The following is a 24,366-nucleotide window of genomic DNA, read 5'->3' as shown; positions in this document are numbered from 1 at the left end:
TCCCCGCCCGGCGGTACGGTGGAGCACGCCGTGAATACCACCCCCTCCCTGTTCTCCACGAGCGATCCCCGTCAGCCCTCCGAGGCGGCCGCCCGATCGCTGTCCCCGACCTACCCGGAGCGCGCCGCCTGGGGCACCGTCCCCAAGCTGCGCGCCTGGCAGTCCGAGGCCCTGGACCTGTACCGCGACACCGCGCCGCGGGACTTCCTGGCCGTCGCGACCCCCGGCGCCGGCAAGACCACCTTCGCCCTGCAGGTCGCCGCCCGGCTGCTCTCGGCCGGGACGGTCCGCCGGATCACCGTGGTCGCCCCCACCGAGCACCTGAAGACCCAGTGGGCCGATGCCGCCGCCCGCGTCGGCATCTCCCTGGACCCGAACTTCTCCAACGCCCAGGGCGCCCACGGTGCGCACTTCCAGGGCGTCGCGGTGACCTACGCGCAGATCGGCATGCACCCGGCGCTGCACCGCGCCCGCACCGAGGCCGAGCGCACCCTGGTCATCCTCGACGAGATCCACCACGCCGGGGACGCGCGCACCTGGGGCGACGGCGTGCGGGAGGCCTTCGACCCGGCCACCCGCCGGCTCGCCCTGACCGGCACCCCGTTCCGCTCCGACGACTCCCAGATCCCCTTCGTGACCTATGAGGAGGACGGCGAGGGCTTCCTGCGCTCGAAGGCGGACTACACCTACGGCTACGGCGAGGCGCTGCGCGACCACGTGGTGCGCCCGGTGCTGTTCATGACCTACTCCGGTCGCATGCACTGGCGCACCAAGGACGGCGACGAGGTCTCCGCCCAGCTCGGCGCGCTGGAGACCAAGGACATCACCCAGCAGGCCTGGCGCACCGCGCTGGACCCGCAGGGGGAGTGGATCCAGTCGGTGCTCTCGGCCGCGGACCGCCGCCTGACCGAGGTGCGCCGCCACGTCCCCGACGCCGGGGGCCTGGTGATCGCCACCGACCAGAAGGCCGCCCGCGCCTACGCCGCGACCCTGCACGACATCTGCGGGCAGGAGCCCACCGTGGTGCTCTCCGACGACGCGGGCGCCGGCCGGCGCATCGAGGCGTTCTCCGCCTCGCAGGACCGCTGGATGGTCGCGGTGCGGATGGTCTCCGAGGGCGTCGACGTGCCCCGCCTGGCGGTGGGCGTCTACGCCACCTCCACCTCGACCCCGATGTTCTTCGCCCAGGCCGTCGGCCGCTTCGTGCGCTCGCGCACCCGCGGCGAGACCGCGAGCGTCTTCCTGCCCACGGTCCCGATCCTGATGGCCCACGCCGCGGAGCTGGAGGCCGAGCGCGACCACGTGCTGGACCGCCGGCCCCAGGGCGGGGACGAGGAGACCGGTCTCGACGAGAGCCTGCTGGAGGAGGCGAACCGCCCCGAGCGCGCCTCCGACCAGCTCGAGGCGTCCTTCGAGGCGCTCGAGTCCGAGGCGTCCTTCGACCGGGTGCTGTTCGACGGCGGCGAGTACGGCGCCGGCGGCATGGCCGGCAGCGAGGACGAGCAGGGCTTCCTGGGCATCCCGGGCCTGCTCGACGCCGATCAGATGCGCGTGGTCCTCCAGCAGCAGCAGGCCGAGCAGCAGCAGCGCCGCCAGCGCAGCGGCGCCGACCAGCACAGCGCCCCCGCGGTGGTCGACCACCGCCGCCTGATGGACTTGCGCAAGGAGCTCAACTCCCTGGTCTCGGCCTGGGCCCGCCGGACGGGGACCCCGCACGGCTCGGTCCACACCACGCTGCGCAACCGCAGCGGGGGGCCGGCCGTCGCGCAGGCCAGCGCGGAGCAGATCCAGGAGCGGATCGGGATCGTGCGCGGCTGGTTCGTCGGCCGCCGCTGAGGCGCGCCTCAGCGCAGGACGCGGGCGGCCTCCACCCCGTCGGTGACGGTGGGGATCGCGACGTCCCCGTCGGGGCCCGCGTCGGCGGGCAGCCCCAGCTCGGCCAGGGAGGCCGCATGCCGGTCGCGGGCCGCCTGCACCCGCGCCGGCGCGCTGAGCTCCTGCACCCTCTCCCCGCCGATCAGCAGCGGCTTCTGCAGCGGCCGCAGCGAGGTGCGGCGCCAGTCCGGGTGGGCGGCGTGCGATGTGAGCTCGGCGGTCAGCTCCCGCTCGAACTCGTCGATCTCCGCCTCCCCGGGCAGCACCAGCTCCGCATGGGCGCGCTCGCCCACGATCATCCGGAACGCGCGCTTGCCGGCGCCCAGGGTGGCCTTGTTGCGGGACTGCTTGCCGACCGGATGCATGAGACCGTCGGCGCCCTCGCGCTCGACCAGCTTGTAGACGAAGCCCGGGGCCGGGTGGCCGCCGCCGGTGACCAGGCGGGTGCCGATCCCGAAGCCGTCCAGGGGGGCGCCGGCGAGCTCCTCGAGGCGGTACTCGTCGAGGTCGCCGGTGGCGGTGATCTTCGTGGCGTGCGCCCCGAGGGAGTCGAGCAGCGCCCGCACCGCGGCGGCCTGCTCGCCGAGGTCCCCGGAGTCCAGGCGCACCGCGCCCAGCTCGGGCCCGGCGATCCGCACCGCGGTGCGCACCGCGGCCTCGACGTCGTAGGTGTCCACGAGCACCGTGGTGCCGGCGCCCTGGGCGGCCAGCTGGGCCCGGAAGGCCTCCTCCTCGGTGCCGAACAGCAGCGTGAAGGCGTGCGCGGCGGTGCCCGCCACCGGCACCCGGTAGTGGGCGCCCGCGGCGAGGTTCGAGGTGGAGTCGAAGCCGACGACGTACGCGGCCCGGGCCGCCGCGATCGCGGCGTCCTCGTGGACACGACGACCGCCCATCTCGATGCAGGGGCGGCCGCGCGCGGCGGTGACCATCCGGGAGCCGGCCGAGGCGACCCCGCTGTCGTGGTTCAGGATCGACAGCACCACCGTCTCCAGCATCACCGCGTCCTCGAAGGTGCCCTCGATCCGCAGCACGGGGGAGCTGGGGAAGTAGAGCTCCCCCTCCTCGTACCCGTGGACGTCGCCGCGGAAGCGGTAGCTCGCCAGGTGCTCGAGGGTCGACTCCTGGAGCACCCCGGCCCTGCGCAGATAGCGCAGGTCGGCGTCGTCGAAGCGGAACTGCGCGATCGCGTCGAGCACGCGCCCGGTGCCGGCCAGCGCGCCGTAGCGGCGGCCCGGGGGCAGCGAACGGGTGAAGACCTCGAAGACGCAGCGCCGCGAGGCGGTGCCGGCCTCGCGGGCGGCCTCCAGCATCGTCAGCTCGTAGAGGTCGGTGAGCAGGGCAGAAGTCACAGTGTCCACCGTAGTGCGTGGCGGGCCCGCCCTCTGACGGGCACGCGACCTAGAATCGTCCGGACCGCTGCGCGATCCCCCGGATCGCGCCAGGACACAGGAGGAGCACGCATGCCGGTGGAGCTGCCGCGGGCCCAGCCCGCTCCGAGCTCGCACACCGACCCCTCCGGCAGTGTGCAGGTGATGGCGGAGGTCGACGGGCCCTGGTGCACCGTGGTCTGGAACGACCCGGTCAACCTCATGAGCTACGTGGTGTTCGTCTTCCGCCACTACTTCGGCTACTCCCGCCTGGTGGCCGAGCAGCTGATGATGCAGGTCCACGAGGAGGGCCGGGCGATCGTCTCGCGCGGCTCCCGGGAGCGGGTGGAGACCGACGTGCAGGCCATGCACTCCTTCGGACTGCAGGCGACGATCGAGAGAGCGGGGGAGGACTGATGGCCCACGCCTTCCGCCGCCGCCCCGACGGCTCCCTGGCCTGCCGCCTCGACGGCGAGGAGAAGGCGATCCTGGCGCAGGTCACCCAGGAGACCGCCGATCTGATCCGCGCCGACCTGGGCCTCGACGGCGAGAGCACGACGCTGCGGCGCGCCGCCGACAGCGAGGACCCGCTGCGCCGCCTCGAGGCCGAGTTCGCCGGGCGCGACGCCCGCGAGCCGTCCGACTCCGCCGTCCAGCGCCTGTTCCCGGCGGCCTCGCAGGACCCGGAGCTCGCCGCCGAGTACCGGCGCCTGGGCCAGCAGGACCTCGCCGACGCCAAGCTCGGCGACCTGCGCCGGGTGCTGGCGATCCTCGATGCCACCGGCAACGGGCACAGCGAGGTCGTCATCGGCGACGAGGACGCGATGGCCCTGCTGCGCGCCCTGAACGACGTCCGGATCGTGCTGGCGGACCGGCTGGGCCTGCAGCGCGACGGCGACCTGGACACCGTGCGGATGCTCCAGCAGATCGGGGAGCGGGTCGAGGGCGCCGCCCTCACCGACGACGACCACGTCGGCTCCGACATCGTCATCGCCGTGTACGAGCTGCTGTCCTGGCTGCAGGAGAGCCTGCTGCGGGCGCTCGACTGAGCCGGCGCGTCCTGAATGCCCTCTGTGAGACGGCACGCAGTGGGCGTGGTATCGCTGTCATCCGGGGCCCGCGACACTAGCCTGGCGGGGATGAACAACGCGCCGATCGGGATCTTCGACTCCGGGGTGGGCGGGCTGACGGTCGCCCGCGCTGTCCTCGACCAGCTGCCGCAGGAGGAGCTGGTCTACATCGGCGACACCGCGCACGGCCCCTACGGCCCGCGGCCCATCGCCGAGGTGCGCTCGCTGGCCCTGGGGATCATGGACGAGCTGGTCGGCCAGGGCGTGAAGATGCTGGTCATCGCCTGCAACACCGCCTCCGCGGCCGTGCTGCGCGATGCCCGCGAGCGCTACGACGTGCCGGTCATCGAGGTCATCCAGCCCGCCGTGCGCCGCGCCGTCGCCGCCACCCGCAACCGCCGGGTGGGGGTGATCGCGACCGCGGGCACGGTGAACTCCCGCGCCTACGACGACGCCTTCGCCGCCGCCCCCGACCTGGAGATCACCACCATGGCCTGTCCGCGCTTCGTGGAGTTCGTCGAGAGCGGTGTCGTCGGCGGCGAGGAGGTGGTCCGGGTCGCCGAGGAGTACCTGGCGCCGGTGCGCGAGGCCGGGGTGGACACCCTGGTGCTGGGCTGCACCCACTACCCGATGCTCGCCGGCCCGATCAGCTACGTGATGGGACCGGACGTCACCCTGGTCTCCTCCGCGGAGGAGACCGCGCTGGACGTCTACCGCCAGCTGCGGGGCGCCGCCCGGCTGCGGGAGTCGGACCGGGCCCCGCGCCACGTGTTCGCCGAGACCGGGCAGGGGGAGAGCAGCCGCAGCTTCGCCCGTCTCTCGCGCCGCTTCCTGGGCCCGACCCTCGAGATGACCGGCACGCTGCCGGTGGTGACGGCATGAGGGTCCACGTGGTCGGCAGCAGCGGCAGCTTCGCCGGCCCCGAGAGCGCCGCCTCCAGCTACCTGCTCGAGCACGAGGACGCCGACGGCAGGCTCTGGCGGGTGCTGATGGACCTGGGCTCGGGCGCCTTCGGGCCGCTGCAGAAGCTCGTCGACCCCGCCGACCTGGACGCGGTGATCATCTCCCACCTGCACCCGGACCACTACCTCGACCTCACCGGGCTGGAGGTGTTCTGGGCCTACCACGAGCGCACCGACCTGGGGCAGTTGCCGATCCACGGGCCGGCGCCGCTGGCCGAGCGGCTCGCGGCGGTGCTCAGCCGCGAGGGCCAGATCCCCGACGGCGTCGACTGCTCGCCGTTCGAGTACCACGTGCTCTCGGACCGCCGGTGCTTCAGCATCGGCCCGTTCGAGATCGAGACCCGGGCCGTGACGCACCCGGTCGAGGCCTACGGCTTCCGCATCGCCGCCGGCGGGGCGACGCTCGCCTACTCCGGGGACACCGACGCCTGTGACGCCCTCGACGAGCTCGCCCTCGGCGCGGACCTGTTCCTCTGCGAGGCCGGCTACATCGAGGGCCGCGACGACCGCTTCACCGGTGTGCACCTGACCGGGCGCCGCGCCGGCCAGGCCGCCGCGCGCGCCCGCGTCGGCCATCTCGCGCTGACCCACATCCCCGCCTGGACCGATCCCGAGGTGCCGCTGGCCGAGGCCCGCGCGGTCCACGACGGCCCGATCACCGTGGTCCGGCCGATGGATATCCTCCACGTGACCCCCTGACTCTTCGAGGAAGGAGCTCCATGAGCTCATCGACCCAGACCCCTGCCGGCGACCGCATCGACGGCCGCACCCCCGACCAGCTGCGCGAGGTCCGCATCACCCGCGGCTGGCTCGACCAGGCCGAGGGCAGCGCCCTGATCGAGTTCGGCCGCACCCGCGTGCTGTGCGCCGCCTCCTTCACCGAGGGCGTGCCGCGCTGGAAGCAGGGCTCCGGCTCCGGCTGGGTCACCGCCGAGTACGCGATGCTGCCGCGGGCGACGAACTCCCGCTCCCCGCGCGAGTCCGTCAAGGGCCGGATCGGGGGCCGCACCCATGAGATCTCCCGCCTGATCGGCCGGTCCCTGCGCGCGATCATCGACCTCGACGCCCTCGGCGAGAACACCATCCAGCTGGACTGCGACGTCCTGCAGGCCGACGGCGGCACCCGGACCGCCGCGATCACCGGCGCCTACGTGGCCCTGGCCGACGCGATCACCTGGGGCAAGCAGCACACCTCGCTGCCGGCCGCGAAGCAGGTCCTCACGGACTCCGTGAGCGCGATCAGCGTGGGCATCGTGGACGGCCGGCCGCTGCTGGACCTCGAGTACCGCGAGGACGTCAGCGCCGGGACCGACATGAACGTCGTGGTCACCGGCTCCGGCTCCTTCGTCGAGGTGCAGGGCACCGCCGAGGGGGCCCCCTTCGACCGCAGCGAGCTCGGCGCCCTGCTCGATCTCGCCACCGCCGGCTGCGAGCAGCTCGCCGCCATCCAGCGGGACGTCCTCGCGCAGCAGCGATGAGCGCGCCCGCCGCCCCGTCCGTGGCCGGCCTCCCCACCGGTGCCCGCGTCATCCTGGCCTCCCACAACGCGAAGAAGCTGCGTGAGCTGCAGCGGATCCTGGTGACCGCGGTGCCGCACCTCGCCGCGCACCAGATCATCTCCTCGGCCGGGATCGAGCTTCCCGACGTCGTCGAGGACCAGGTCACCTTCGAGGGCAACGCCCTGCTCAAGGCCCGCTCCGCCGCGGCGGCCACCGGCCTGCTGGCCGTCGCCGACGACTCCGGGCTCGCCGTCGACGTGCTGGGCGGCGCCCCCGGGATCTTCTCGGCGCGCTGGAGCGGCCGGCACGGGGACGACGAGGCGAACAACGACCTGCTGCTCGCCCAGCTCTCCGATGTGCCCGACCGGCATCGCGGGGCCCGCTTCGTGTGCGCGGCGGCGCTGGTGGCCCCCGACGGCAGCGAGCACGTGGAGCGCGGCGAGATGCGCGGCGTCCTGCTGCGCGAGCGCCATGGCGAGGGCGGCTTCGGCTACGACCCGCTGTTCCGCCCCGCCGGGCAGACCCGCTCGGCCGCGGAGCTCAGCCCCGACGAGAAGGACGCGATCTCCCACCGGGGCACGGCGTTCCGGGCGATCGCCCCGCACGTGGCGCGGCTGCTCGGCTGATATGCCCCGCCCGCTGCGGCGGGGCCCGGCCCCTCAGGCGGCGCCGACGTGGGCCAGGGCCCGCCGCACCAGCAGGTCGCGGCCCCCGTCCATCTCCTCCAGCGGGGAGGACTCCGCCAGCAGCTCGTCGACCTCGAACCAGGACAGCTCCAGCGCGTCCTCCTGCGGGGCGGTCTCCCCGTCGACCGGCACCACGTAGGCCAGCGAGATCGCATGCTGGCGCGGGTCGTGGAACGGGGAGACGCCGGGGGTGGGGAAGTACTCCGCGACCGTGAAGGGGACGGGGGAGACCGGGATCCGCGGCAGCGCCATCGTCCCCAGGTCCTTCTCGACGTGCCGGCAGATCGCCTCGCGGATCGTCTCGTGCACCAGCACCCGCCCGGAGATGATCGAGCGGACGATCTGGCCCGCGCCCGAGGCGCGCAGCAGCAGCCCGACCTCCACCACCGAGCCGTCGATGTCGGTGCGCACGGGCACCACGTCGATGTAGGTGATCGGCAGCCGGCGGCGCAGCTCGGTCAGGTGGTCCGGCTCGAACCAGGAGCCCTCGGAGTCCACGGCGGTGCGGTTGCTCATCGTGCGCCCTCCTCGGCGACGTCGGTGGCGGGGGCGCCCCCGGCGGGGGCACCGGTGTCCGGCGGGCTCTGCGGCGCGGGGGTCAGGTGCCCCTTCTCCACGAAGAAGCGGGGGTTCTGCGCGCGCGAGGCCACCTTGACGGTGTTGTGGACCGGCCGGCCCGCGATCATCGACACGGTCCAGGTCTCGCCCACCAGCTCGATCAGCGACAGCGTCGCGTTGGGGATCGACGGCAGCGGCTGCTCGATGATCCCCGAGAGCAGGAACCGGATCAGCGTGCCGTGGGCGACCACCAGCACCTTCTGGTCGCGGTAGCGCTCCTCGAGGGCCTCGAGCCCGTCGTAGCCGCGATCGGCCACCCGCTGCGGGTCCTCGCTGCCGGGGAAGGAACGGTCGGGGTACTGCTGCTGCATCAGGGCGGTCGGCTGCCCCTCGGCCGCGCCCCAGTCGATCTCCGAGAACCGCGGATCGGTGCCGCCGAAGGGGATGCCGTGGTCCTCACCGATGATCCGGGCGGTCTGCTCGGCCCGCTGCAGCGGGGAGGAGACCACCACGTCCCAGTCCACCGGCGGCAGCTCGTCCAGGGCGCGGTGCGCCTGGGCGGTGCCGGTGTCGTTCAGCGGGATGTCCGAGGAGCCCTGGAAGAGCTCACGGAGGTTGTAGTCCGTCTGTCCATGGCGGACGAGGCCGAACAGGGTCATGAAGCTCCTCGATGTCAGCGGGTCCGGGACCGGGCCATGCGTGCGCGGGGAGGGACTCGGAAGCGCCTCCCGCATCACCCGGACCAGGGTATACGCACCGCCGTGGCCCGCCACCCCGTGCTGTGCCGCGGTCCGTGCGCCGTTCGCAGCCGACGTCCGCGTGCACGGGAAGCTGTGTGCGCCGCGTTCGCCACCGCAGGCCGGAGAAGGGTTACCGATAAGTCGTATAGGATATGGATCCAACCGGCAGGAGGAAGGGGAACCGTGGCCACGCCGAGCGAGCACCTGGAAGCGGAGATCTGGCTCGAAGCCACCCGTCCCGACCTCTCCGCAAGCCAGCGCGAGGCGTTCTTCCGCGCGGTCGACGAGTACTACGACCGGTACCCGACCGCTGCCCGAGGCTCGGACTTCCTCAGCGTGCTCAAGGACGACAACCTCGCGTTCGCCCGGATGCTCGACGCGGTCGTCGCCGACGCCCACGGCGACGCGACTGCTCCGGCGCAGACTGAGCGCTCCTCGTAGCACCGGCGCAGCCGTCGGCCGGAGGGGCCGTGGAGGTCCGCTCCCGCCGGCCCACCCGGCGCTGCGCCCGGCAGGTCACGACGACAGCTTCTGCGTGCGCGAGAAGGGACTCGAACCCTCACGCCCTAGGGCACTGGATCCTAAATCCAGCGCGTCTGCCAGTTCCGCCACTCGCGCGCCCGCCCAGCCTAACGGCCCGCGGGGCCAGCTCCGGTAGGCTCGAGACGCTGGTGGCGCGCGGCGCCTGCCCGGGCTCCGGGTGGTGCGGCCCGCGAGCGCCATCTCGCGTCCGGACTCGTTCCTCGCTTCCATCCCCGATCCACAGGAGTTCCCCATGGGCGCCCTCGCAGGCAAGACCGCCGTCGTCACCGGATCCTCGCGCGGGGTCGGTGCGGCCACCGCGAAGCTGCTCGCCGCGGAGGGTGCGAACGTCGTCGTCAACTACCGGCAGAAGGCGCCGCGCGCCAACAAGGTCGTCGCCGAGATCGAGGCCGCGGGCGGCCGGGCGATCGCCGTCGGCGCCGACCTCACCGACGCGGAGAGCGTCCGCCAGCTGATGCAGGCCGCCGTCGACACCTTCGGCAGCCTGGACCTGCTGGTGCTGAACGCCTCCGGCGGCATGGAGAAGGACCTCGGCAAGGGCTACGCCATGCGCCTGAACCGCGATGCCCAGTCCGACGCCCTCAGCGCCGGCCTCGAGCACCTCCCGGTCGGCGGCCGGGTCGTCTTCGTCACCAGCCACCAGGCGCACTTCATCGACGAGGTGGAGACGATGCCGGAGTACGAGCAGGTGGCGCGGTCCAAGCGGGCCGGGGAGAGCGCGCTGACCGAGCGCCTGCCCGAGATGAGCGAGCAGGGCGTCTCCTTCGTGGTCGTCTCGGCCGACATGATCGAGGGCACCGTCACCGCGACCCTGCTGGACCGTGCCCGCCCCGGCGCCCTCGAGGCCCGCCGCGAGGCCGCCGGCAAGCTCTACTCCGTCGAGGAGTTCGCGGCCGAGATCGCGAAGATGGCGTCGGCGGACGTCCCCAGCGGGCATGTCGAGCTGGTGGGCGGCGCGGACGACTTCCTCGCCCGCACCCAGGGCTGAGCGTCCGCCCGGCCGACCGGCCGCGATACCATCAGCACGCAAAGCCCTGACGACACCCGGAGGCAGTGGTGGCCAAGAAGAAGAGCCTGGACGATATGCGGGACGAGGCGTATCGACGGCAGGACAACCTCGCGTCCGACATCGATGAGCTGATCGACCGCGTCAAGCCCAAGAACGCGCTGAACCGCTGGAAGAACGAGCTGGTCGGCTCGATGAAGTCTTTCTCCGCGGCCGGTGACGGGAAGACCCCTGCGATGCGCACAGCAGTCATCGCAGGCGGCGTCATCGGCGTGGTGCTGATCGGTGCGGGCCTCGCCGTCGTCCTGACGGGCGGCGACGACAGGTCCGAGGCGGCGCGGCGACGCGCCGCCCAGCAGCAGGCGCACGCGCTGCGGACGGCGCGGACCGCGAAGCGCTGATCGTCCGGGGGCGTCCTGCCCTCACGGCGTCCTCCGGCGCCGGTCGCCCTCGCGACCGGCGCCGTTTGCCGTCCCGGGGCCGCTCAGAGGTCGCCGTCGACGTAGAGCCACCACCCCTGCTCGCGGACGAAGCGGGAGACCTCGTGCTGCTCCTGGCGGGCCTGCGGACCCTTCGAGATCGCCGTGAACTCGACGGTGCCCGCCGCGTCGAACGGTCCGCCGCTGGCGGTGGCCAGCACCTCCAGCCGCAGCCAGCGGACCTCCTCGGACAGCGATCGGGCGAGCTCGTCCCGGGGCGGTCGGGTCTGCGGATGCCAGGAGCTCAGCAGGTGCTCCAGATCGCGGACCGCGAAGGCGGTGTACCGCGAGCGCATCAGGGCCTCGGCGGTGGGAGCGCGGCGCTCGCGCCGCAGGATCGGACCGCAGCAGGCGCCGAAGATGTCGCCGCTGCCGCAGGGGCAGCGGGTCTGATCCGACGGGGGAGTGGGGGCAGTGCTCATCCCCCGATTATCGCGGCCCACGGGCCGATGGCAGGATCGGGCCATGCCCGCTGCTGCCGATCACCCCGCCGTCACCACCCGGTCCTCCAGCGCCGCCGCGACGTCCCTGCCCGCGGGGTACCGGATGCTCTCGGAGCCGCCGACGAACCCCGAGTACGTGCACCTGCGCACGTCCTCCGGACTGAGCCCCCGCACCCCGGAGCAGGCCGTCGGCGCGCTGTCGGCGAGCTGGGCCTGGACCGTCGTGCGCGCCCCGGACGGCGCGCTCGCCGCGATGGGACGCGTGATCGGTGACGGCACCTGGTACTTCCACCTCGCCGACATCGCCACCGCTCCGGCCCACCAGCGCCAAGGCCTCGGCCGCGCGGTGATGGAGGACCTGATCGCCCGCATCGACGCCGCCGCGCCCCCGCACCCGTACATCACCCTGCTGGCCGACCCGCCCGGACAGCGCCTCTACCGCTCGCTGGGCTTCGTGGACTCCGACCCCAGCCTGGGGATGCGCCTGCCCCGCTGACCCGCCCTCGATCGCGATCGGCGCTCAGGTCGGGTCGAGGAGGCTCAGCGGCGGGACCAGCCCGGCGTGGACGGACCCACCGTCGGCCGCCAGCCGGTCTCGGACATGAACCGCACCGAGGAGACCCGCAGGGAGCGGCGCTGCACCTCGAGCCGGGTGCCGACGATCGCCTGGGTGATCTCCGGGTAGAACTTCGCTGGCTGCTCCACCCCGGCCTCCGTGGCCAGATCCTTCGCCCAGCGGCCGCGGGTGATCGGCTCACCGCCGACGTTGTAGAACCCGCTGCCGGCGCGCAGGGCGGCCACGAAGGCCCGGCCCGCATCGGAGTGGTGCAGCAGGGTGATGTAGTTCTCCGGCTTGCCCAGGAGGATCGGATCGCCCTCGCTGGTGGCCTTCAGGGCGTGGGTGGTGTGCTGGTCGCGGCCGAACAGCTGGCCCAGGCGCAGCACCACGGCGCTGCGTCCGGAGGTCGCGAAGTCCACCGCCGCGCGCATCTCCCGCACCCGGGGCCGGAACGCCTGGTTGCGGACGCTCAGCGGCTGGTCCTCGGTGATCCAGTCCGCGCCGTTGTCGGGGTACAGGAAGATCGAGGACTCCTGGATCAGCTTGCGCACGCCGGCGCTCGCGGCCGCCTCGGCGATCGCGACGGAGGCCTCGAGGTGCAGCTTGTCGTCCTCGCGCCAGGCCAGCGGGCGCAGCCCCGCCATGCCGACGGGCACATGGGCGAGGGTGTTGATCACGACGTCGTGGCCGCGGAAGGCGCGGGTGAGATCCCCGGCGTCGAACACGTCGGCCACCACGGCGCTGCCGCCGCGGCCCTCGACGATCGGGATCCCGGAGTCGCGGCGGGTGACCCCGGTGACCTCGTGCCCGGCGGCGACCAGAGCTTCGACGGCTTCCTGGCCGAGCACACCGGTGGCCCCGGTGACCGCGATCCTCACGCTGACCTCCTCCGGCGAGGGGCCTGCTGGAGCCCTCGCGCACCGACTTTCCTGGGAGCAGCGAGTCTAGGGGACCAGGGCGGGTCCCCGTGTCGGCGATGGTCCCCGCGGACAGAGTCTTCGCCGTGCAACGAGGGGCGCTGATGTCTGCTCGCTCACAGCTCGGCGCCTCGAGTTGGACGTACGGCCACATCGGGGTAAAGTTCTTTCCTGTTCGCGCCATTAGCTCAGTTGGTTAGAGCAGCTGACTCTTAATCAGCGGGTCCGGGGTTCGAGTCCCTGATGGCGCACCTGAGAAGAAGCCCCACCGGTCAGCCGGTGGGGCTTTTTCGTGTCCCGGAACAGCTTCATGCTCAGGGCCCCTCCGCCGGTGGCTCCAAGTAGGAGACCTTCCACGGGTCGGCGGGGTCCGCGCGGACCAGCACCAACTGGAACTCCCCGATCGTCGTCGGGACGGTGACCTCAGCATCTGTACCGCTGACCGAGCCGAACGCGGCGCTGCCTTCCGAGGCTCCGGCCGGCACGCGGCGAGTATCGGTGTCCTGCCAGGCCTCCTGTGCTGCCGGCCTGAGGTGCTGGCAGAAGCTGGACCACCACGCGTCGGGATCGTCGGTGGCGACGTACGCCTCGACGGCCGCGTGAGCGGCCGTGCCGGCTTCCTCAGGCGTCCCCCTCCTCGGCCTCGGGCGAACCCTCGTCGCCGGGCACCGCCGGGGGCTCCTCGCTCGGAGCCACGTCCCGCTCGGTCGGAGACTCCTCCGGCTCGGCAGTCTTTCTCGTCATGGTCGCCGGGGCCTCACTGGTGGTCGGCTCCGGCTCGGACACATCAGCCGGGCCGCTGCATCCCACCATCAGGAGAGCCACGGCCGCTATCAGAACTGCTCGAACTGATCGCATGCCCAGACAAGCGCGCCCATCATGACCACTCCTCCAGAACTGCCGACGGAGCTACCGCACTCCTGACCTACTGCATCACTGGGGTATTGCAGTACTGCCCCCAGCTACGGCTGCGAGGCCCCACGGCTTCGTTCCCGCCGGCTGAATTGCCGGCCGGCGACGAGTATGCGCCGGCCGGCAAGATCGGTCCGGGTGGACACGATGATGGTGTCCGTGCACGAGTGGCTCACCCCCGAGTCGGGGCGCGGGCAGTGGTCTAGCCCAACGACATGCACAAGGAAGAGAAGGCTTCTTCGACAAGCACGCCCTGGAGGGCGGGGCGGGGGAGTCCATGTGCACTGTCCGCGACCGAAGCCCCTTGAGTATCGCCTGGCCCGGGACATACGTTGGAAGCACTCTCAGTCGCCGATCTCCGCATTCCACGGAACGAAGGAGTACCTCATGGCCACCATGAACGTCTTCGCTAGCCCGTCCCGATACGTCCAGGGCAAGGACGCGATGAAGGAGCTCGGCATCCACCTGAAGAAGCTCGGCTCCGCTCCGCTGCTCGTGTCCGACGACGTCGTCTGGGGACTCGTGCAGGACGCCGTCGAGACCGGTTTCCGGGCTGAGGACCTCTCCGTGGCCCGTGTGCCCTTCGAGGGCTTCGCGACCCCCGAGACGGTGGACAGCCTGGTTGAGGCGATCCAGAAGGGCAAGCACGACATCATCGTCGGTGTGGGTGGCGGCTCCGCGATCGACGCCGCGAAGGCTGCCGGCTACCTCGCCGACATCCTCTGGGCGAGCGTCCCCACCGCCGCGTCTTCCGACGCTCCCACCTCCGCGCTGTCAGTGATCTACTCCGCCGGTGGCGAGTTCCTCGAGTACCGCTTCTTCCCCAAGAACCCCGACCTGGTGCTCATCGACACGCAACTGGTCGCCAACGCCCCGGAGAAGTTTCTTGTCGCGGGCATCGGTGATGCCCTGGCCACCTGGATGGAAGCCCGCGCCACCGTGCGCGGTACCGGTACGGCGATGGCCGGCGGGCGCCCCACGAAGTCCGGCACGGCGCTCGCGGAGCTCTCCTGGAACATCCTGTGGGAGAACGCCCTGCCCGCCCTCGATGCGGTGCGCGCCGGCGTGGTCACCCCCGCGCTGGAGGCCGTAGTCGAGGCGAACACACTGCTTTCCGGCCTGGGCTTCGAGTCCGGCGGCCTCGCGGCCGCGCACGCGATCCACAACGGCCTCACCGCGGCGCCGCAGACGCACGGCCTCACCCACGGTCAGAAAGTCAACATCGGCACCACCGCGCAGCTGGTGCTGGAGGGCGCCCCGACCGAGGAGATCGAGGAGTTCATCGCCTTCACCACCCGAGTGGGCTTGCCGAACACCCTCACCGAGATCGGACTGTCTCCCGGGGACGAGAAGGAGCTGCGGGCCGTAGCCGAGGCCGCGACCGTGGAGGGCGAGACGATCCACAACATGCCCTTCCCCGTCACCCCTGAGGCAGTCTTCGATGCACTGGTTGCGATCGAGGGCATCGCCCGCCGGGTCCGCACCGAGCGCGGCCTCCCGCAGCCGGTGAAGTACTCCACCGGTCACTGACCCGGAGCGGCCCCGGATCGACGTCATCATTCCCGGACTGTTCGGCGCTGCACCGGGAACAGAGGGGACTGCCGCACGATCAGGTGTCGGGCGTGGTGCGGCGCAGCTCGCGGTAGATGGTGGTGCGGGAGACGTTGAACAGCTCGGCGAGCTCGGCTTGGGTGGGTTCGTCGGCCGCGGGCAATGTCAGCGGGTGCTTGCGCTGAGAGGGCGTGAGCTTGGGCTTCTTGCCCTTGAGCTTGCCCTTCGATCTGGCGATGGCGATGCCCTTGCGGGTGGCATCCCCAGGAGGGTTCCGGCTCCCCTCACGGTCAAGCCCTCGCTCTTGACATAGTCCCGCACCGTGTCGGCCCGCAACGGGTGCCTGACCCTGTCCGGTCAGAGCATCCGCCTGCGACAGCGCCTGCACGACCGCGTCGTCCGCGACGGTCCGCACGGCGAGCTCGACATCGGCGACCTCGGCATCGAGCGCGAGAGCGACGGTCTCCTGTGCCGCCTCCTCCACCGTGGCCAGCTTCCGTGCCTGCCCGGACACGCCCAGCTCCTGGAGTCCTGGCGCGGTAGTCGATTCACGGTCTATTGCATGGCGTTGTCGGAACCCGAGTGGAGAGCAGTCGCACCGTCTGACCAACTGGTAATACCACCGCCTCACTCCAAGAGTGACGGCCCAGCTCACTCCGGGGGCCTCCGGGCTCGCGTTGCTCTGACCAGTGCGTATGCCGGGCGGCGCGGGAAGCGTGGAAGCCGAGGACCCAGGATTGCCGCTGCTGTTCTCGCCAACCGCGGGTGCACACCCGCAGCGTCATGTCCGACGGCCGGGGGTGGGTATCGGCTGTAAAGCCCTGCCCGGAGCCGGCAGCAGCGGACGATTGTGAGATCGCCTGACGACCGGCTGGGTAGACGTCCCACCAGGTCAGAGGTGCGCGAGCGGTGTCCGCTGTGGCGCTCGGCGAGGGGAGCGACTCGACGCTCGATGCGCAACGATTCCGGCGGTTACTTCGTCCTGCGATGAGTGACAGTGTACAGCAAATTGAGCAGGCCTTGTGCTGCCACAAAAGCAGCGGGCACCGGAAGTCGGCGCGGGTAAAAATTCGGGCATGACGTCAATCAGCTCCCCTCGAAGCTCAACAGGGCCGCTAGCTGCGGAGGCCATCGGCTCCATGGGTGCCCGCGATAAGGCCGTGGCGCAGGAGGTGCACCTACGTATCGCGATTCCCACGACGACGAGGGGGGCCGAGCGGCGTGAAGAGGTCCTCGATGGAGCTTCGGAGATGTTCGCCGAGCATGGATACGACGGTGCAAGCCTGCGCGACATCGCCGCGCACGTGGGGATCTCCCATCCCGGGATGCTCCACCATTTCGCGAGCAAGGAGATCCTGCTCAACGCGGTCATCGACCGGCTCGAAGCTCATGCCCAGGATGCCCTGGACCACATCGCCGAGATCAGCGCGGAGCCCGCTGCCCTCTGCCGAGCACTGAGCGCGCTGTGGGACCCCTCCTCGCACCAGATTCAGCTGCTGGCCATCCTTGACGCGGACTCCGTCAGTCGCCAGCACCCCGGGCGCTTCCGGATGGCGCGCCTGCGACGCGTCCACGAGCATGTATTGGAGCAATGCTTCACCCGCCTCGGCGAGCAGCACTTCCTGCGCGCCGGCGTCACGCCACCCTTCGCCAGCCGCGCCCTGCTCTCGATGGTCCTCAGTCATGCCGTCCGGGAGAAGACTGTGCGGGCCATGCAGCAGTCCGACCACAACGACTACCCCCTTAACGATCTCCGCGCCCTCACCAGACTCTTTCTCCATCAGCCCATCACCGGCTGATCCAGGCCTTCTTCGGCGGGACGCAGGCGGGGGCGGCCAGAAGAGAGGCGAAGGAATAGCCGTCGCTGGCCCCTGAGTCCACGGCCTCCTGGACGCCCACACCCTCCGCCCCAGCACCGCACCACCGTGATGCCTCAGCGCGTGACAGCTCGGCTCACCTCCTTGCAGGGACGCATCATCGGCATGGGACCGGTAAGGCCGGGAGATGACGACTAGGTGCCCGTGAACCGACCGGTCCCCGCTGTATCCATCAGCCCCTGGCTCCGCCTAGGCTCGAGCGCTACCGAAAGGCCCGAGGACAACCGGAGGTCAGGAGGCTGCTCATGCTGAACAGGAAACGTTTCGATACTGATCCTTTTCCAACCCAGTGCGAGGTCCGGGGGTGTGAGAGGCCCCCGCATGACTGGTTTGACACTGACGGCTTCACCTTCGAGGTCTGCGCGCAGCACGAGCTCGAACTTCGAGCCGGCGAACCGCATTCGACGGAGGCGGACGAGATTGTGGCGGGAAGCGACTGCACCCGGGAAGTCCTCGGTGTCACCCGCACCCGCACCGAGACGTCAGAAACGACGATCATCAAGCTCGGCCACGAAGGCGTCATCTACCAGGAGGTTCATCTGCGCCCCGACGTCGACCTGGACTCGGCCCTCCACGCCCTAGGCGTGACGGACGCCGACCTCCAAGACGACCGGAGCGAGAACTAACCGATAGGTAGGACCCAGTCCGAGGGAGCACTCGAACAGTTAGCCTGGCTACCATTCGGGTGCTCCCTTCGGGCTCCCGCGCAGCCGACCGCAGGAGACCTGTGATGACCGTGCAGACCGCCGCCCCCGCCGCGTCCCGCGTCGTGGACCCGACTCACGACGAAACCCGCGCGGCGCAGGTGCAGGCCATGGAAGCCACGGCGCACCGCGCCCTCTCTGCCATCCAAGGGGTTCGCACAGCGCGGATGTGGGTGGAGGACGCCGCGGACGGCACCACGGTTCGCGGTGACATCACGGTGGCGAAGACGGTATTGCTGCCCACTGTCGTCTCCGAGGTCACGGACAACCTTGTTGCCGCCCTTGAAGACATCCAGGGGCGCCGGTTCGACCGTCACGAGCTCAACTTCGTGATCGCTGCGCCGTCCGGTCCGGGGGCCCCTCAGCAGACCCTCACCATCACCTGACCCCCGCATAGCGACGCCAGGCGCCGAGGGCCCCGAGTCCTGCCGGCAACAAGCGTGCGCTGGCTGGCGGTGCCAGGAGGACGGGCCCGTCGGGGGCACCACGATCGCTACGGACCCGCGCAACCGCTAGAAATATCACGGTGCACCATGAGGACAGACGTGCCTCAGCTCGGATCTCACCTGCGATATTCATCAGCATGAGCGACATCAAGGTCAGCACCGGGTGGCTGACGCAGGCCGCGTCCGCCCGGGGCGGAGTGGCTGCGAAGCAATGGCTCTTCACCGGCTTTGTTCTCGCAACAAGTGCGCTGTTGGCGCTCTCGAGTTCCTCCTTGGTCTTCTCGCAGACCTACCTCACGGCGGCAGGCGCGCTGGTTGTGACGACACTCCTCGCCGCGGTGGCGCCTTGGCCGCGGATCCCACGCGCGGTAATTGCGGTGGTGCCGCTGGCCGATATCGCGATCATCGGGGTGATGAGCGATGTGTTCCGAGGGGCAGGTTCCGCGGTCACTCTGCTCGCGTTCCTCCCGGCGCTCTGGCTCGCCCATGTGTTCCGGCATGTGGGGAACGCGGTGGCAATCCTCGCGGCGTTCCTGGCGATCTCGCTGCCCACAGCCGTGGACGCCTACCCGGACATCAACTCCGTCGTCGTCACCCGTGCGCTCCTCGTGCCCCTCATCGTCGGACAAGTGGGTTTCCTGGTCGCGCTGGGCCAGTCGCGGCTGCTGGCAGAGCGGGGCCGGACGCAGGCCGCCCTCCGGGAGAAGGACGATCTGCTGGGAGCAGCCATCGCCCAGGAACGCCTGCTGGAGAACATCATCGACACGATCGACATCGGCGTCGTCGTGCTGGACCGAGACGGGCAGATCACCAGGATGAACCGCGCGCAGCGGGAGCTGTATCGACTCGCGTCCCCGCCCGGTGCAGACAGTCCTGGGGAGAAGGATCTCCTGCTGCGCATCCCTAACACGAGGATCCCGGTGCCGGAGCAGGAGCGGCCGGTGGCAAGGGCGATCGAGCGCGAGACGTTCAGCAACTACGTGGTCGCACTGGGGCCGGCCAGTGGGGAGGGACGGAAGATATCGACATCCGCCCGGCAGATCATCGACGTCGAGGGTCACCACGACGGCGCCGTGGTGGTCTTCGCGGACGTCACCACGTACTTCGACGCTGCCCGCAGGCAGCAGCGGTTCGTCGCAGCCGTCTCGCACGAGCTCCGCACCCCGCTGACCTCGATCCTGGGCTACCTGGACCTGGTACTCGAAGGCGGCGGGGTGTCCGACGGCGACGCCGCGCACCTCGAGGTGGTCGCTCGCAACGCCGAACAGCTGCTGTCCATCGTCCAGGACCTCCTGGCCACGCAGTCCGTCCAGGACAGCGGCCCTGAGATCTCCCGCTCGAGCGGAGATCTCTCCCTACTCACCCAGCAGGCCGTGGAATCGATCCGGCAGGAAGCAGCCGCGAAGCACCTCAACATCGCCCTGAACATCCAGGACACGCAGGCGGTCTCGGTCGACGCGCCGCGGATGACGCAGGCGATCACGAATCTCCTCTCCAACGCCGTCAAGTTCACCCCGGAGCGCGGGGGCGTGACGATCGGTGCGCATGAGCGCCACAACGCCGTGGAGATCACCGTGTCCGACACCGGCATCGGGATGAGCGACGAGGAGCAGACCAACCTGTTCAGCCAGTACTACCGCACCGCCACCGCGAAACAGCAGCATATCCCCGGCCACGGGCTCGGCCTGTCGATCACCAAGCTGATCGTGCTCGCCCACGAAGGACAGATCAGCGTCCGTTCCACCCAGGGGGCCGGCTCCACGTTCACGATCCGCATACCGGTCCCGGACAGCCGCTCCGTGACATCGCCTCCGACCCGAACGCTCTGACGGCACCGCCGAACGACCCATCGATCAGCGGGAGCGATCCCGTGCCGGGCCATCTCGCCCCGCGCCCCAGACACTTCAGCGACAGCCCTGTTCTTCACTCGGGATCTGCGCTGCCCTCACCGATCGCATCCCCCGTCCTGGTCCGGCCGGGAATGAGGACGGGCCACGTCGATGGTCCCCTTGAAACGATAAGGATCCTCACCCGCGATCATGACGATGTCCCGGAAATCATGCTTGCCGACATGGGAGCCCTCCGGCACCTGCTGCCACGGCAGCAGGGACTCCGCGCTCATGTAGTGGTTCGCCAGCGCCCGTCGGTAGCCGTGGCGACCCGAGTTCTGCAGCGAGCGGTGCAGCAGGTACCCGTTGAAGATGATCGCGCTACCCGCCGGGATCTCGACCGGCACGGCATCCGCATCCTCCCATGGGAAGTCATACGCCTCGATCGAGCAGTCGAACGCGGGATCACGCTGCTCACGGTCCGGGTACAGCACACCGCGGCGGTGAGAGCCGGGCAGCACCCACAGGCAGCCGTTTTCCACGGTCGCGTCATCCACGGCGATCCACACGGCTGTCAGGGACCGGTCCCGGGTCGGGATGAAGAACTCGTCCTGGTGCCACGCCTGCCCGGGCTTCCCCTCCGACTTGATGAACAGCATCGACTGCATGGCTTTGACGTTGCTCCCGATCACGCGCGTGAGGGCGTCCACGATGCGTGGCGCGTGCAGTGCTGTGCGCGCGGCGCCGGAGATCTTGTGGGGATAGTGGATGCAGAGGAACTGCCGCATCAGATCCTCGTCATCCACAGGCCCTGTGCTGGCGGGAGAGGCGGCGACCTCTCCAAGTTCCCCCCGGCAGATCCTGGCGGCGTCGCGCTTCAGCGCCTCCACCAGATCGTCATCGATGGCGTTGTCGAGGATGACGTATCCGTCGCGGGCAAAGGCGCTGGCGAGGTCGGGGGCTGTTGGGTCATCGAAGGTGCTGAGGGTGGCGTTCGTAGTCACGCATCACAGTCCACCCGAGGCTGGGGAGGGCTGGTCCATGGCGGGTGCTTGCGGTTTGATGACTGATCATGACCTCCACGGACCACGCGCTCACCGCGGACAACCCGGCGCAGATCGCGGACTATCCGGCGGGGGACAGCTTTGGGCCGCGCCGGCTGCTGGACTACGAGCTGGTGTGGCTGATGGCCGGCTCGGCCCGGCTCACGCTCGATTCCGCACCCGCACGGGACGAGGAGTATGGACGGACCCTGCGGCCGGGTGATGTCGCCATCACCCGGCCGGGGGAGCGGGACCATTACGACTGGGACCGCACGGCTGCCAGCAGGCACGCCTACCTGCATTTCACGCTGGACAGCCTCGGTGCCCTCCCGGATCCCTCGACGTGGCCCCGCGTACGGACCTTCGCCGAGCTCCCCGTCCTGGCCGCCCTGTGCGACTACCTGCTCGTCCTCGCGGAGGACGACGGGGCCTCAGCACGCCGGCGCAGCACCCAGGTGCTGCACTGGGTGGTCGACCTGTTCGTCACCGCCCCGATCCCCAGCGATCCGATGGCCGACCTCCCACACCCGGTCGTCAGGGCCCTGGAGGAGGTGCGACGGCTCTGGGCCGTCGACGGGCTGTGCCTGGTGCGGATCCCCGACCTCGCCGCCGCGGTCCACGTCTCTTCGGCCCACCTGCACCGCACCTTCCAGGAGAGCCTGGGACTCGGCCCCGCGCGATGTCTCGAGCTGGTTAGACTCTGGCAAGCAGCAACGGCTCTCCAGCGCAGCGGCGCCACGGTCAGCGAGGTGGGGCAGCGGTGCGGGTACTCGGATCGCTTCCACTTCTCCCGGCGATTCAGGGCGCTCTATGGCATCTCCCCCGCCAGGTGCGAACGGACGCCGGAACGATCGATCCGGCCGGGCCACTGCGCAGTGCGGGCCTGCTCGGGGCAGCGCAATGGCTCCTGTCTCCAGCACGGTGAGGCCTTGCTCGAGCACGCAGACTGCCATCTGACCTGACGCGCCCTCGGGGGCTTCGCCGACATCGCGGTCCACGGGCTCCGCACGGTGAGCGTGTGGCGGTCTCGGTGGCGGGGACTTCTCCCCATCGCCAGGGCCGGGCATCGTAGCTAGCGTTCCGTTCATGTCCCCTTTCCTCGGCTCTGACCCCGATGCTCTGCGAGATCTCGCGCGACTCTACGAGCGCGGGGCGGCGACGCTGGAACAGGCCGCAGGCAGTGAGTTGGACCGCGCGCCGGGCGTGACCTGGGTCGGTGCGGACGCCGATGCGTTCCGCATCGCGTGCCACCAGGCGCGGGTTCGGCTCGCGGAGGTACACGACGCGATCCGGGCCTGGGCGGACTGCTTCGTCGCGCAGGCCGAGCAGCAGGACACCGCCTCCCAGGGAGGGGCGGCCGGGTCGGGCGGTGGACCCGGAGCACAACCCACCCCACCGCCGGGCACCCACGAGGTCCCGGTCAGCGTCGGCGATGGCAGGTCCTGGGGGCTGCCGGATATCTTCCCGGACGTCTCCCCGCATGACTGGATCCCGCCGGTGCTGAAGGAGGGCGCCGAGGCCATCGCCGAACGGCTGGAGCAGGGGGTTCCGGTGGCAGAGCGCGTCCTCAAGAAGGGCACGCCTCTCATCCCCGACCTGTATGACGCCGGCCGCCACTACGTCAACGGGGAGACGGCTGAGGGGAACTTCGCGGTGCTGCGCGCCATGGTCAGCGGAGTCCCGTACGTCGGGACGGGGGTCGACATGGCCGACATCGCGACGTCCGCGGACCCTGGCGGCTCACTGTTGGACCGCGCCGAGCAGCGGTACGTAGAAGCCATGAACGACCCCAATTCCGCGATCTCCCAGGGCGAGCGGGAGGGACTGCGCAGGGCCGATGAGCTGGGCATCGAGAACGAGTACGCCCGCAACATCACCAAGTCGATCATGGGCAACGGGAAGGCCTGGGAGGAGCACAACACCTACCGCGACGAGAACGGCAAGATCAATCCCTGGATCATGTGACCGTCCCGCCGATGATGCGTCAGCGGTCGCGCTCAAAGGGGAGGGCGCCGCCGTCGGGCGCCGGAAGGACCGCGTCGGATGGCGTGATCAAGCTCCAGACATCGCCGCTACCGGGTGTGCGCAGGAAGACGATCACCTCCCCTTCCGTCTCGAGGGGATCACCGTCCGGGTAGCCGCCCTTCGCAGTGCACGACGTGGGGGTCGAGGCGACGCGCACGGTACCTGGTGTGAGATCGCCCTTGTAGACCCGCTCGACCTCCACCTCATGCACAGTCGCTTGGATGCCATGCATAGGGGCCGTGGTCCCCGTCGCCGACGACCGTCCCAGCACGACGGCATCAGCTTCGTCGTACGCGACCTGCGGATCAGAGACGTCCATCCACGAGATGCACAACTCCTCGTGGGCGGGCCGCTCGGCAGTGCACGAGGACACCACCACGGTGCCTGCCGCGAGCGAGGCGATCGCCATCCAGCGGATCGGTTTCATACCGAGCGAGTGTCCCCTGCAGCCTCGCAGCGGACAAGCCCGCCACCCACTCGCCCGGGGGGGCGACCCGGCGGTATGGCCGGAGGAGACGACGCAGCGCGCGCACGTGCGAGGCGAGGCTGAGACGATGACGACGAGAACGCGGCAGAACAGGACGCTTCGAGGATGTCTAGCCACCGCAGGGCCCCACACACTGGCACCCATGACGAGAAGAACGCAGCAGAGGCGCGCTGGACGCGTGAACATATCTCTGGTTCAGTGCATCTCGTGCACACTCGAAGAACCGCACCACTATTGGCGATTGGTGTGATCACCGTTGCCCTGGCCGGCTGCCAGACCGACAGGTGGTCCGAGACGTGCTCGACCGACACCGAGCTGCGCAGCTGCGAGATCTCCGTGTCAGGCAACTCTTTCAATGATCTGCCGTTCCCCGTCTCCGGTCCGGTCCTCGGCAACGTCGACGATCGGTTCCGTCTCGAGACCGCGAGCGAGCAGGGATCGGCGACCTTCACCGCCGGCGGCACAGAGGGTGAGACCTATTCCTGCGAGCAGGGAGACACGGTTTCGATCGGAGACAGCTCACTGCTCTGTCGAGCCGTCGGTGAGAACTCCCTGGAGTTCACGATCAGCCGGGTCCGCTGACACCTCGATCGGGCATAACCACCCCGAGCGCAGATCACCATGCGTTGGTGGTCCACTCCGGCAGCCCACCCCTGGGCGCCGAGGCGACGCTCGGGTGTCTCGCCACGGACGAAGGCTCCGGTCGGGCGGGCGTACGACGACGGGAAGAGCAGTCGGCTGCTTCAGTTCAATAGCATGTGGCTTGACGTCCCGTAGTCCACTGTTGC

At 70.5% G+C, this 24,366-nt stretch carries 28 protein-coding genes and 2 tRNA genes; 20 read left to right on the top strand and 10 right to left on the bottom strand.

What is annotated here, in order from left to right:
* Positions 1 to 48 precede the first annotated feature (48 nt).
* On the top strand, positions 49 to 1,836 hold the full coding sequence (locus tag ACOJUI_RS11115) for a DEAD/DEAH box helicase (protein ID WP_422117659.1): 1,788 nt from the start codon (positions 49 to 51) through the stop codon (positions 1,834 to 1,836).
* Between the two features lie 8 nt (positions 1,837 to 1,844).
* On the opposite strand, the gene ACOJUI_RS11110 is transcribed toward ACOJUI_RS11115, so the two are convergent.
* Positions 1,845 to 3,224 (bottom strand): nicotinate phosphoribosyltransferase, encoded by a 1,380-nt coding sequence (locus tag ACOJUI_RS11110; RefSeq protein ID WP_422115021.1) that lies wholly within the window; start codon positions 3,222 to 3,224, stop codon positions 1,845 to 1,847.
* A 111-nt stretch (positions 3,225 to 3,335) separates the two neighbouring features.
* Here ACOJUI_RS11110 and clpS point away from each other — a divergent pair, with 111 nt between their 5' ends.
* The 6 genes from clpS (at position 3,336) to rdgB (ending at position 7,399) form a co-directional block, all read left to right on the top strand.
* On the top strand, positions 3,336 to 3,659 hold the full coding sequence (gene clpS, locus ACOJUI_RS11105; RefSeq protein ID WP_422115020.1) for an ATP-dependent Clp protease adapter ClpS: 324 nt from the start codon (positions 3,336 to 3,338) through the stop codon (positions 3,657 to 3,659).
* The gene (locus ACOJUI_RS11100; RefSeq protein ID WP_422115019.1) at positions 3,659 to 4,291 is read left to right on the top strand and encodes a DUF2017 family protein; all 633 of its coding nucleotides are present in this window, start codon (positions 3,659 to 3,661) and stop codon (positions 4,289 to 4,291) included. The genes clpS and ACOJUI_RS11100 overlap by 1 nt, the downstream gene beginning before the upstream one ends.
* Before the next feature lie 90 nt (positions 4,292 to 4,381).
* Positions 4,382 to 5,194 (top strand): glutamate racemase, encoded by an 813-nt coding sequence (gene murI, locus ACOJUI_RS11095; RefSeq protein ID WP_422115018.1) that lies wholly within the window; start codon positions 4,382 to 4,384, stop codon positions 5,192 to 5,194.
* Positions 5,191 to 5,973 (top strand): MBL fold metallo-hydrolase, encoded by a 783-nt coding sequence (locus ACOJUI_RS11090; RefSeq protein WP_422115017.1) that lies wholly within the window; start codon positions 5,191 to 5,193, stop codon positions 5,971 to 5,973. Before murI ends, ACOJUI_RS11090 begins: the two co-directional genes overlap by 4 nt.
* Before the next feature lie 20 nt (positions 5,974 to 5,993).
* Positions 5,994 to 6,752, top strand: coding sequence for a ribonuclease PH (gene rph / locus ACOJUI_RS11085; protein ID WP_422115016.1), 759 nt, complete (start codon positions 5,994 to 5,996; stop codon positions 6,750 to 6,752).
* Positions 6,749 to 7,399 carry an RdgB/HAM1 family non-canonical purine NTP pyrophosphatase gene (gene rdgB / locus ACOJUI_RS11080; RefSeq protein ID WP_422115015.1) on the top strand — a complete coding sequence of 217 codons (651 nt, stop codon included), beginning with the start codon at positions 6,749 to 6,751 and terminating at the stop codon, positions 7,397 to 7,399. Before rph ends, rdgB begins: the two co-directional genes overlap by 4 nt.
* A 33-nt stretch (positions 7,400 to 7,432) precedes the next feature.
* Here the strand turns inward: rdgB and ACOJUI_RS11075 are convergent, their stop codons facing one another.
* Positions 7,433 to 7,975 carry an NUDIX hydrolase family protein gene (locus ACOJUI_RS11075; RefSeq protein WP_422115014.1) on the bottom strand — a complete coding sequence of 181 codons (543 nt, stop codon included), beginning with the start codon at positions 7,973 to 7,975 and terminating at the stop codon, positions 7,433 to 7,435.
* Positions 7,972 to 8,676: a histidine phosphatase family protein gene (locus ACOJUI_RS11070; RefSeq protein WP_422115013.1), complete on the bottom strand. Its 705-nt coding sequence runs from the start codon at positions 8,674 to 8,676 to the stop codon at positions 7,972 to 7,974. The genes ACOJUI_RS11075 and ACOJUI_RS11070 overlap by 4 nt, the downstream gene beginning before the upstream one ends.
* A gap of 264 nt (positions 8,677 to 8,940) precedes the next feature.
* Here ACOJUI_RS11070 and ACOJUI_RS11065 point away from each other — a divergent pair, with 264 nt between their 5' ends.
* Complete coding sequence (locus tag ACOJUI_RS11065; RefSeq protein WP_422115012.1) at positions 8,941 to 9,198, top strand: hypothetical protein; 258 nt, start codon at positions 8,941 to 8,943, stop codon at positions 9,196 to 9,198.
* A 95-nt stretch (positions 9,199 to 9,293) separates the two neighbouring features.
* Here ACOJUI_RS11065 and ACOJUI_RS11060 read toward each other — a convergent pair.
* Positions 9,294 to 9,375, bottom strand: a tRNA-Leu gene (locus ACOJUI_RS11060).
* A gap of 157 nt (positions 9,376 to 9,532) precedes the next feature.
* Between ACOJUI_RS11060 and ACOJUI_RS11055 the strand changes: the two genes are divergently transcribed.
* Together ACOJUI_RS11055 and ACOJUI_RS11050 are read left to right on the top strand one after the other, a co-directional pair.
* Entirely contained in the window at positions 9,533 to 10,288 is a 756-nt protein-coding gene (locus ACOJUI_RS11055; RefSeq protein WP_422115011.1) for an SDR family oxidoreductase, read from the top strand.
* A gap of 68 nt (positions 10,289 to 10,356) precedes the next feature.
* Positions 10,357 to 10,707, top strand: a complete 351-nt coding sequence (locus ACOJUI_RS11050) for a hypothetical protein (protein ID WP_422115010.1) — start codon at positions 10,357 to 10,359, stop codon at positions 10,705 to 10,707.
* A gap of 83 nt (positions 10,708 to 10,790) precedes the next feature.
* On the opposite strand, the gene ACOJUI_RS11045 is transcribed toward ACOJUI_RS11050, so the two are convergent.
* Entirely contained in the window at positions 10,791 to 11,207 is a 417-nt protein-coding gene (locus ACOJUI_RS11045; RefSeq protein ID WP_422115009.1) for a YchJ family protein, read from the bottom strand.
* Positions 11,208 to 11,250: 43 nt separating this feature from the next.
* On the opposite strand from ACOJUI_RS11045, the gene ACOJUI_RS11040 reads away from it, so the two are divergent.
* Positions 11,251 to 11,724, top strand: coding sequence for a GNAT family N-acetyltransferase (locus tag ACOJUI_RS11040; protein ID WP_422115008.1), 474 nt, complete (start codon positions 11,251 to 11,253; stop codon positions 11,722 to 11,724).
* A 44-nt stretch (positions 11,725 to 11,768) separates the two neighbouring features.
* Here ACOJUI_RS11040 and ACOJUI_RS11035 read toward each other — a convergent pair whose 3' ends face one another.
* The gene (locus tag ACOJUI_RS11035) at positions 11,769 to 12,665 is read right to left on the bottom strand and encodes an NAD-dependent epimerase/dehydratase family protein (RefSeq protein ID WP_422115007.1); all 897 of its coding nucleotides are present in this window, start codon (positions 12,663 to 12,665) and stop codon (positions 11,769 to 11,771) included.
* A 216-nt stretch (positions 12,666 to 12,881) separates the two neighbouring features.
* On the opposite strand from ACOJUI_RS11035, the gene ACOJUI_RS11030 reads away from it, so the two are divergent.
* Positions 12,882 to 12,955: transfer RNA gene (locus tag ACOJUI_RS11030), tRNA-Lys, on the top strand.
* Positions 12,956 to 13,325: 370 nt separating this feature from the next.
* Here the strand turns inward: ACOJUI_RS11030 and ACOJUI_RS11025 are convergent.
* A complete protein-coding gene (locus ACOJUI_RS11025; RefSeq protein ID WP_422115006.1) occupies positions 13,326 to 13,448 on the bottom strand; it encodes a hypothetical protein in 123 nt (40 codons plus the stop codon).
* A gap of 555 nt (positions 13,449 to 14,003) precedes the next feature.
* On the opposite strand from ACOJUI_RS11025, the gene ACOJUI_RS11020 reads away from it, so the two are divergent.
* Complete coding sequence (locus ACOJUI_RS11020) at positions 14,004 to 15,146, top strand: glycerol dehydrogenase (protein ID WP_422115005.1); 1,143 nt, start codon at positions 14,004 to 14,006, stop codon at positions 15,144 to 15,146.
* Positions 15,147 to 15,225: 79 nt separating this feature from the next.
* Here the strand turns inward: ACOJUI_RS11020 and ACOJUI_RS11015 are convergent, their stop codons facing one another.
* Positions 15,226 to 15,681, bottom strand: a complete 456-nt coding sequence (locus ACOJUI_RS11015; RefSeq protein WP_422115004.1) for a hypothetical protein — start codon at positions 15,679 to 15,681, stop codon at positions 15,226 to 15,228.
* A 625-nt stretch (positions 15,682 to 16,306) separates the two neighbouring features.
* Here ACOJUI_RS11015 and ACOJUI_RS11010 point away from each other — a divergent pair.
* The 4 genes from ACOJUI_RS11010 to ACOJUI_RS10995 all read left to right on the top strand — a co-directional run bounded on the left by ACOJUI_RS11010 (position 16,307) and on the right by ACOJUI_RS10995 (position 20,023).
* Positions 16,307 to 16,966 (top strand): TetR/AcrR family transcriptional regulator, encoded by a 660-nt coding sequence (locus ACOJUI_RS11010; protein WP_422115003.1) that lies wholly within the window; start codon positions 16,307 to 16,309, stop codon positions 16,964 to 16,966.
* A 323-nt stretch (positions 16,967 to 17,289) separates the two neighbouring features.
* Entirely contained in the window at positions 17,290 to 17,670 is a 381-nt protein-coding gene (locus tag ACOJUI_RS11005; RefSeq protein ID WP_422115002.1) for a hypothetical protein, read from the top strand.
* Positions 17,671 to 17,774: 104 nt separating this feature from the next.
* Complete coding sequence (locus tag ACOJUI_RS11000; protein WP_422115001.1) at positions 17,775 to 18,134, top strand: hypothetical protein; 360 nt, start codon at positions 17,775 to 17,777, stop codon at positions 18,132 to 18,134.
* A gap of 197 nt (positions 18,135 to 18,331) precedes the next feature.
* Entirely contained in the window at positions 18,332 to 20,023 is a 1,692-nt protein-coding gene (locus tag ACOJUI_RS10995; RefSeq protein WP_422115000.1) for a sensor histidine kinase, read from the top strand.
* A 116-nt stretch (positions 20,024 to 20,139) separates the two neighbouring features.
* On the opposite strand, the gene ACOJUI_RS10990 is transcribed toward ACOJUI_RS10995, so the two are convergent.
* Positions 20,140 to 21,027 carry a phytanoyl-CoA dioxygenase family protein gene (locus ACOJUI_RS10990; RefSeq protein ID WP_422114999.1) on the bottom strand — a complete coding sequence of 296 codons (888 nt, stop codon included), beginning with the start codon at positions 21,025 to 21,027 and terminating at the stop codon, positions 20,140 to 20,142.
* Between the two features lie 68 nt (positions 21,028 to 21,095).
* On the opposite strand from ACOJUI_RS10990, the gene ACOJUI_RS10985 reads away from it, so the two are divergent.
* Together ACOJUI_RS10985 and ACOJUI_RS10980 are read left to right on the top strand one after the other, a co-directional pair.
* Positions 21,096 to 22,028 carry an AraC family transcriptional regulator gene (locus tag ACOJUI_RS10985; RefSeq protein ID WP_422114998.1) on the top strand — a complete coding sequence of 311 codons (933 nt, stop codon included), beginning with the start codon at positions 21,096 to 21,098 and terminating at the stop codon, positions 22,026 to 22,028.
* Between the two features lie 124 nt (positions 22,029 to 22,152).
* Positions 22,153 to 23,031, top strand: coding sequence for a hypothetical protein (locus tag ACOJUI_RS10980; protein ID WP_422114997.1), 879 nt, complete (start codon positions 22,153 to 22,155; stop codon positions 23,029 to 23,031).
* Positions 23,032 to 23,050: 19 nt separating this feature from the next.
* On the opposite strand, the gene ACOJUI_RS10975 is transcribed toward ACOJUI_RS10980, so the two are convergent.
* The gene (locus ACOJUI_RS10975; protein ID WP_422114996.1) at positions 23,051 to 23,518 is read right to left on the bottom strand and encodes a hypothetical protein; all 468 of its coding nucleotides are present in this window, start codon (positions 23,516 to 23,518) and stop codon (positions 23,051 to 23,053) included.
* 306 nt (positions 23,519 to 23,824) lie between these two features.
* On the opposite strand from ACOJUI_RS10975, the gene ACOJUI_RS10970 reads away from it, so the two are divergent.
* Entirely contained in the window at positions 23,825 to 24,160 is a 336-nt protein-coding gene (locus ACOJUI_RS10970) for a hypothetical protein (protein ID WP_422114995.1), read from the top strand.
* Positions 24,161 to 24,366: the final 206 nt, after the last annotated feature.

Source organism: Brachybacterium sp. UNK5269, assembly GCF_049266655.1.
Lineage (GTDB): Bacteria > Actinomycetota > Actinomycetes > Actinomycetales > Dermabacteraceae > Brachybacterium.
This window is presented reverse-complemented; position numbering and strand designations above follow the sequence as displayed.

Coding starts and splice junctions, on each gene's coding strand:
- ACOJUI_RS11090 (WP_422115017.1), top strand. CDS start 5,191: ATGAGGGTCCACGTGGTCGGCAGCAGCGGCAGCTTCGCCGGCCCCGAG.
- ACOJUI_RS10980 (WP_422114997.1), top strand. CDS start 22,153: ATGTCCCCTTTCCTCGGCTCTGACCCCGATGCTCTGCGAGATCTCGCG.
- ACOJUI_RS11020 (WP_422115005.1), top strand. CDS start 14,004: ATGGCCACCATGAACGTCTTCGCTAGCCCGTCCCGATACGTCCAGGGC.
- ACOJUI_RS11075 (WP_422115014.1), bottom strand. CDS start 7,975: ATGAGCAACCGCACCGCCGTGGACTCCGAGGGCTCCTGGTTCGAGCCG.
- ACOJUI_RS11025 (WP_422115006.1), bottom strand. CDS start 13,448: ATGACGAGAAAGACTGCCGAGCCGGAGGAGTCTCCGACCGAGCGGGAC.
- ACOJUI_RS11000 (WP_422115001.1), top strand. CDS start 17,775: ATGACCGTGCAGACCGCCGCCCCCGCCGCGTCCCGCGTCGTGGACCCG.
- ACOJUI_RS10985 (WP_422114998.1), top strand. CDS start 21,096: ATGACCTCCACGGACCACGCGCTCACCGCGGACAACCCGGCGCAGATC.
- rph (WP_422115016.1), top strand. CDS start 5,994: ATGAGCTCATCGACCCAGACCCCTGCCGGCGACCGCATCGACGGCCGC.
- ACOJUI_RS10975 (WP_422114996.1), bottom strand. CDS start 23,518: ATGAAACCGATCCGCTGGATGGCGATCGCCTCGCTCGCGGCAGGCACC.
- ACOJUI_RS11040 (WP_422115008.1), top strand. CDS start 11,251: ATGCCCGCTGCTGCCGATCACCCCGCCGTCACCACCCGGTCCTCCAGC.
- murI (WP_422115018.1), top strand. CDS start 4,382: ATGAACAACGCGCCGATCGGGATCTTCGACTCCGGGGTGGGCGGGCTG.
- ACOJUI_RS11100 (WP_422115019.1), top strand. CDS start 3,659: ATGGCCCACGCCTTCCGCCGCCGCCCCGACGGCTCCCTGGCCTGCCGC.
- ACOJUI_RS11055 (WP_422115011.1), top strand. CDS start 9,533: ATGGGCGCCCTCGCAGGCAAGACCGCCGTCGTCACCGGATCCTCGCGC.
- ACOJUI_RS11005 (WP_422115002.1), top strand. CDS start 17,290: ATGCTGAACAGGAAACGTTTCGATACTGATCCTTTTCCAACCCAGTGC.
- rdgB (WP_422115015.1), top strand. CDS start 6,749: ATGAGCGCGCCCGCCGCCCCGTCCGTGGCCGGCCTCCCCACCGGTGCC.
- ACOJUI_RS11045 (WP_422115009.1), bottom strand. CDS start 11,207: ATGAGCACTGCCCCCACTCCCCCGTCGGATCAGACCCGCTGCCCCTGC.
- ACOJUI_RS11070 (WP_422115013.1), bottom strand. CDS start 8,676: ATGACCCTGTTCGGCCTCGTCCGCCATGGACAGACGGACTACAACCTC.
- ACOJUI_RS10995 (WP_422115000.1), top strand. CDS start 18,332: ATGAGCGACATCAAGGTCAGCACCGGGTGGCTGACGCAGGCCGCGTCC.
- ACOJUI_RS11010 (WP_422115003.1), top strand. CDS start 16,307: ATGGGTGCCCGCGATAAGGCCGTGGCGCAGGAGGTGCACCTACGTATC.
- clpS (WP_422115020.1), top strand. CDS start 3,336: ATGCCGGTGGAGCTGCCGCGGGCCCAGCCCGCTCCGAGCTCGCACACC.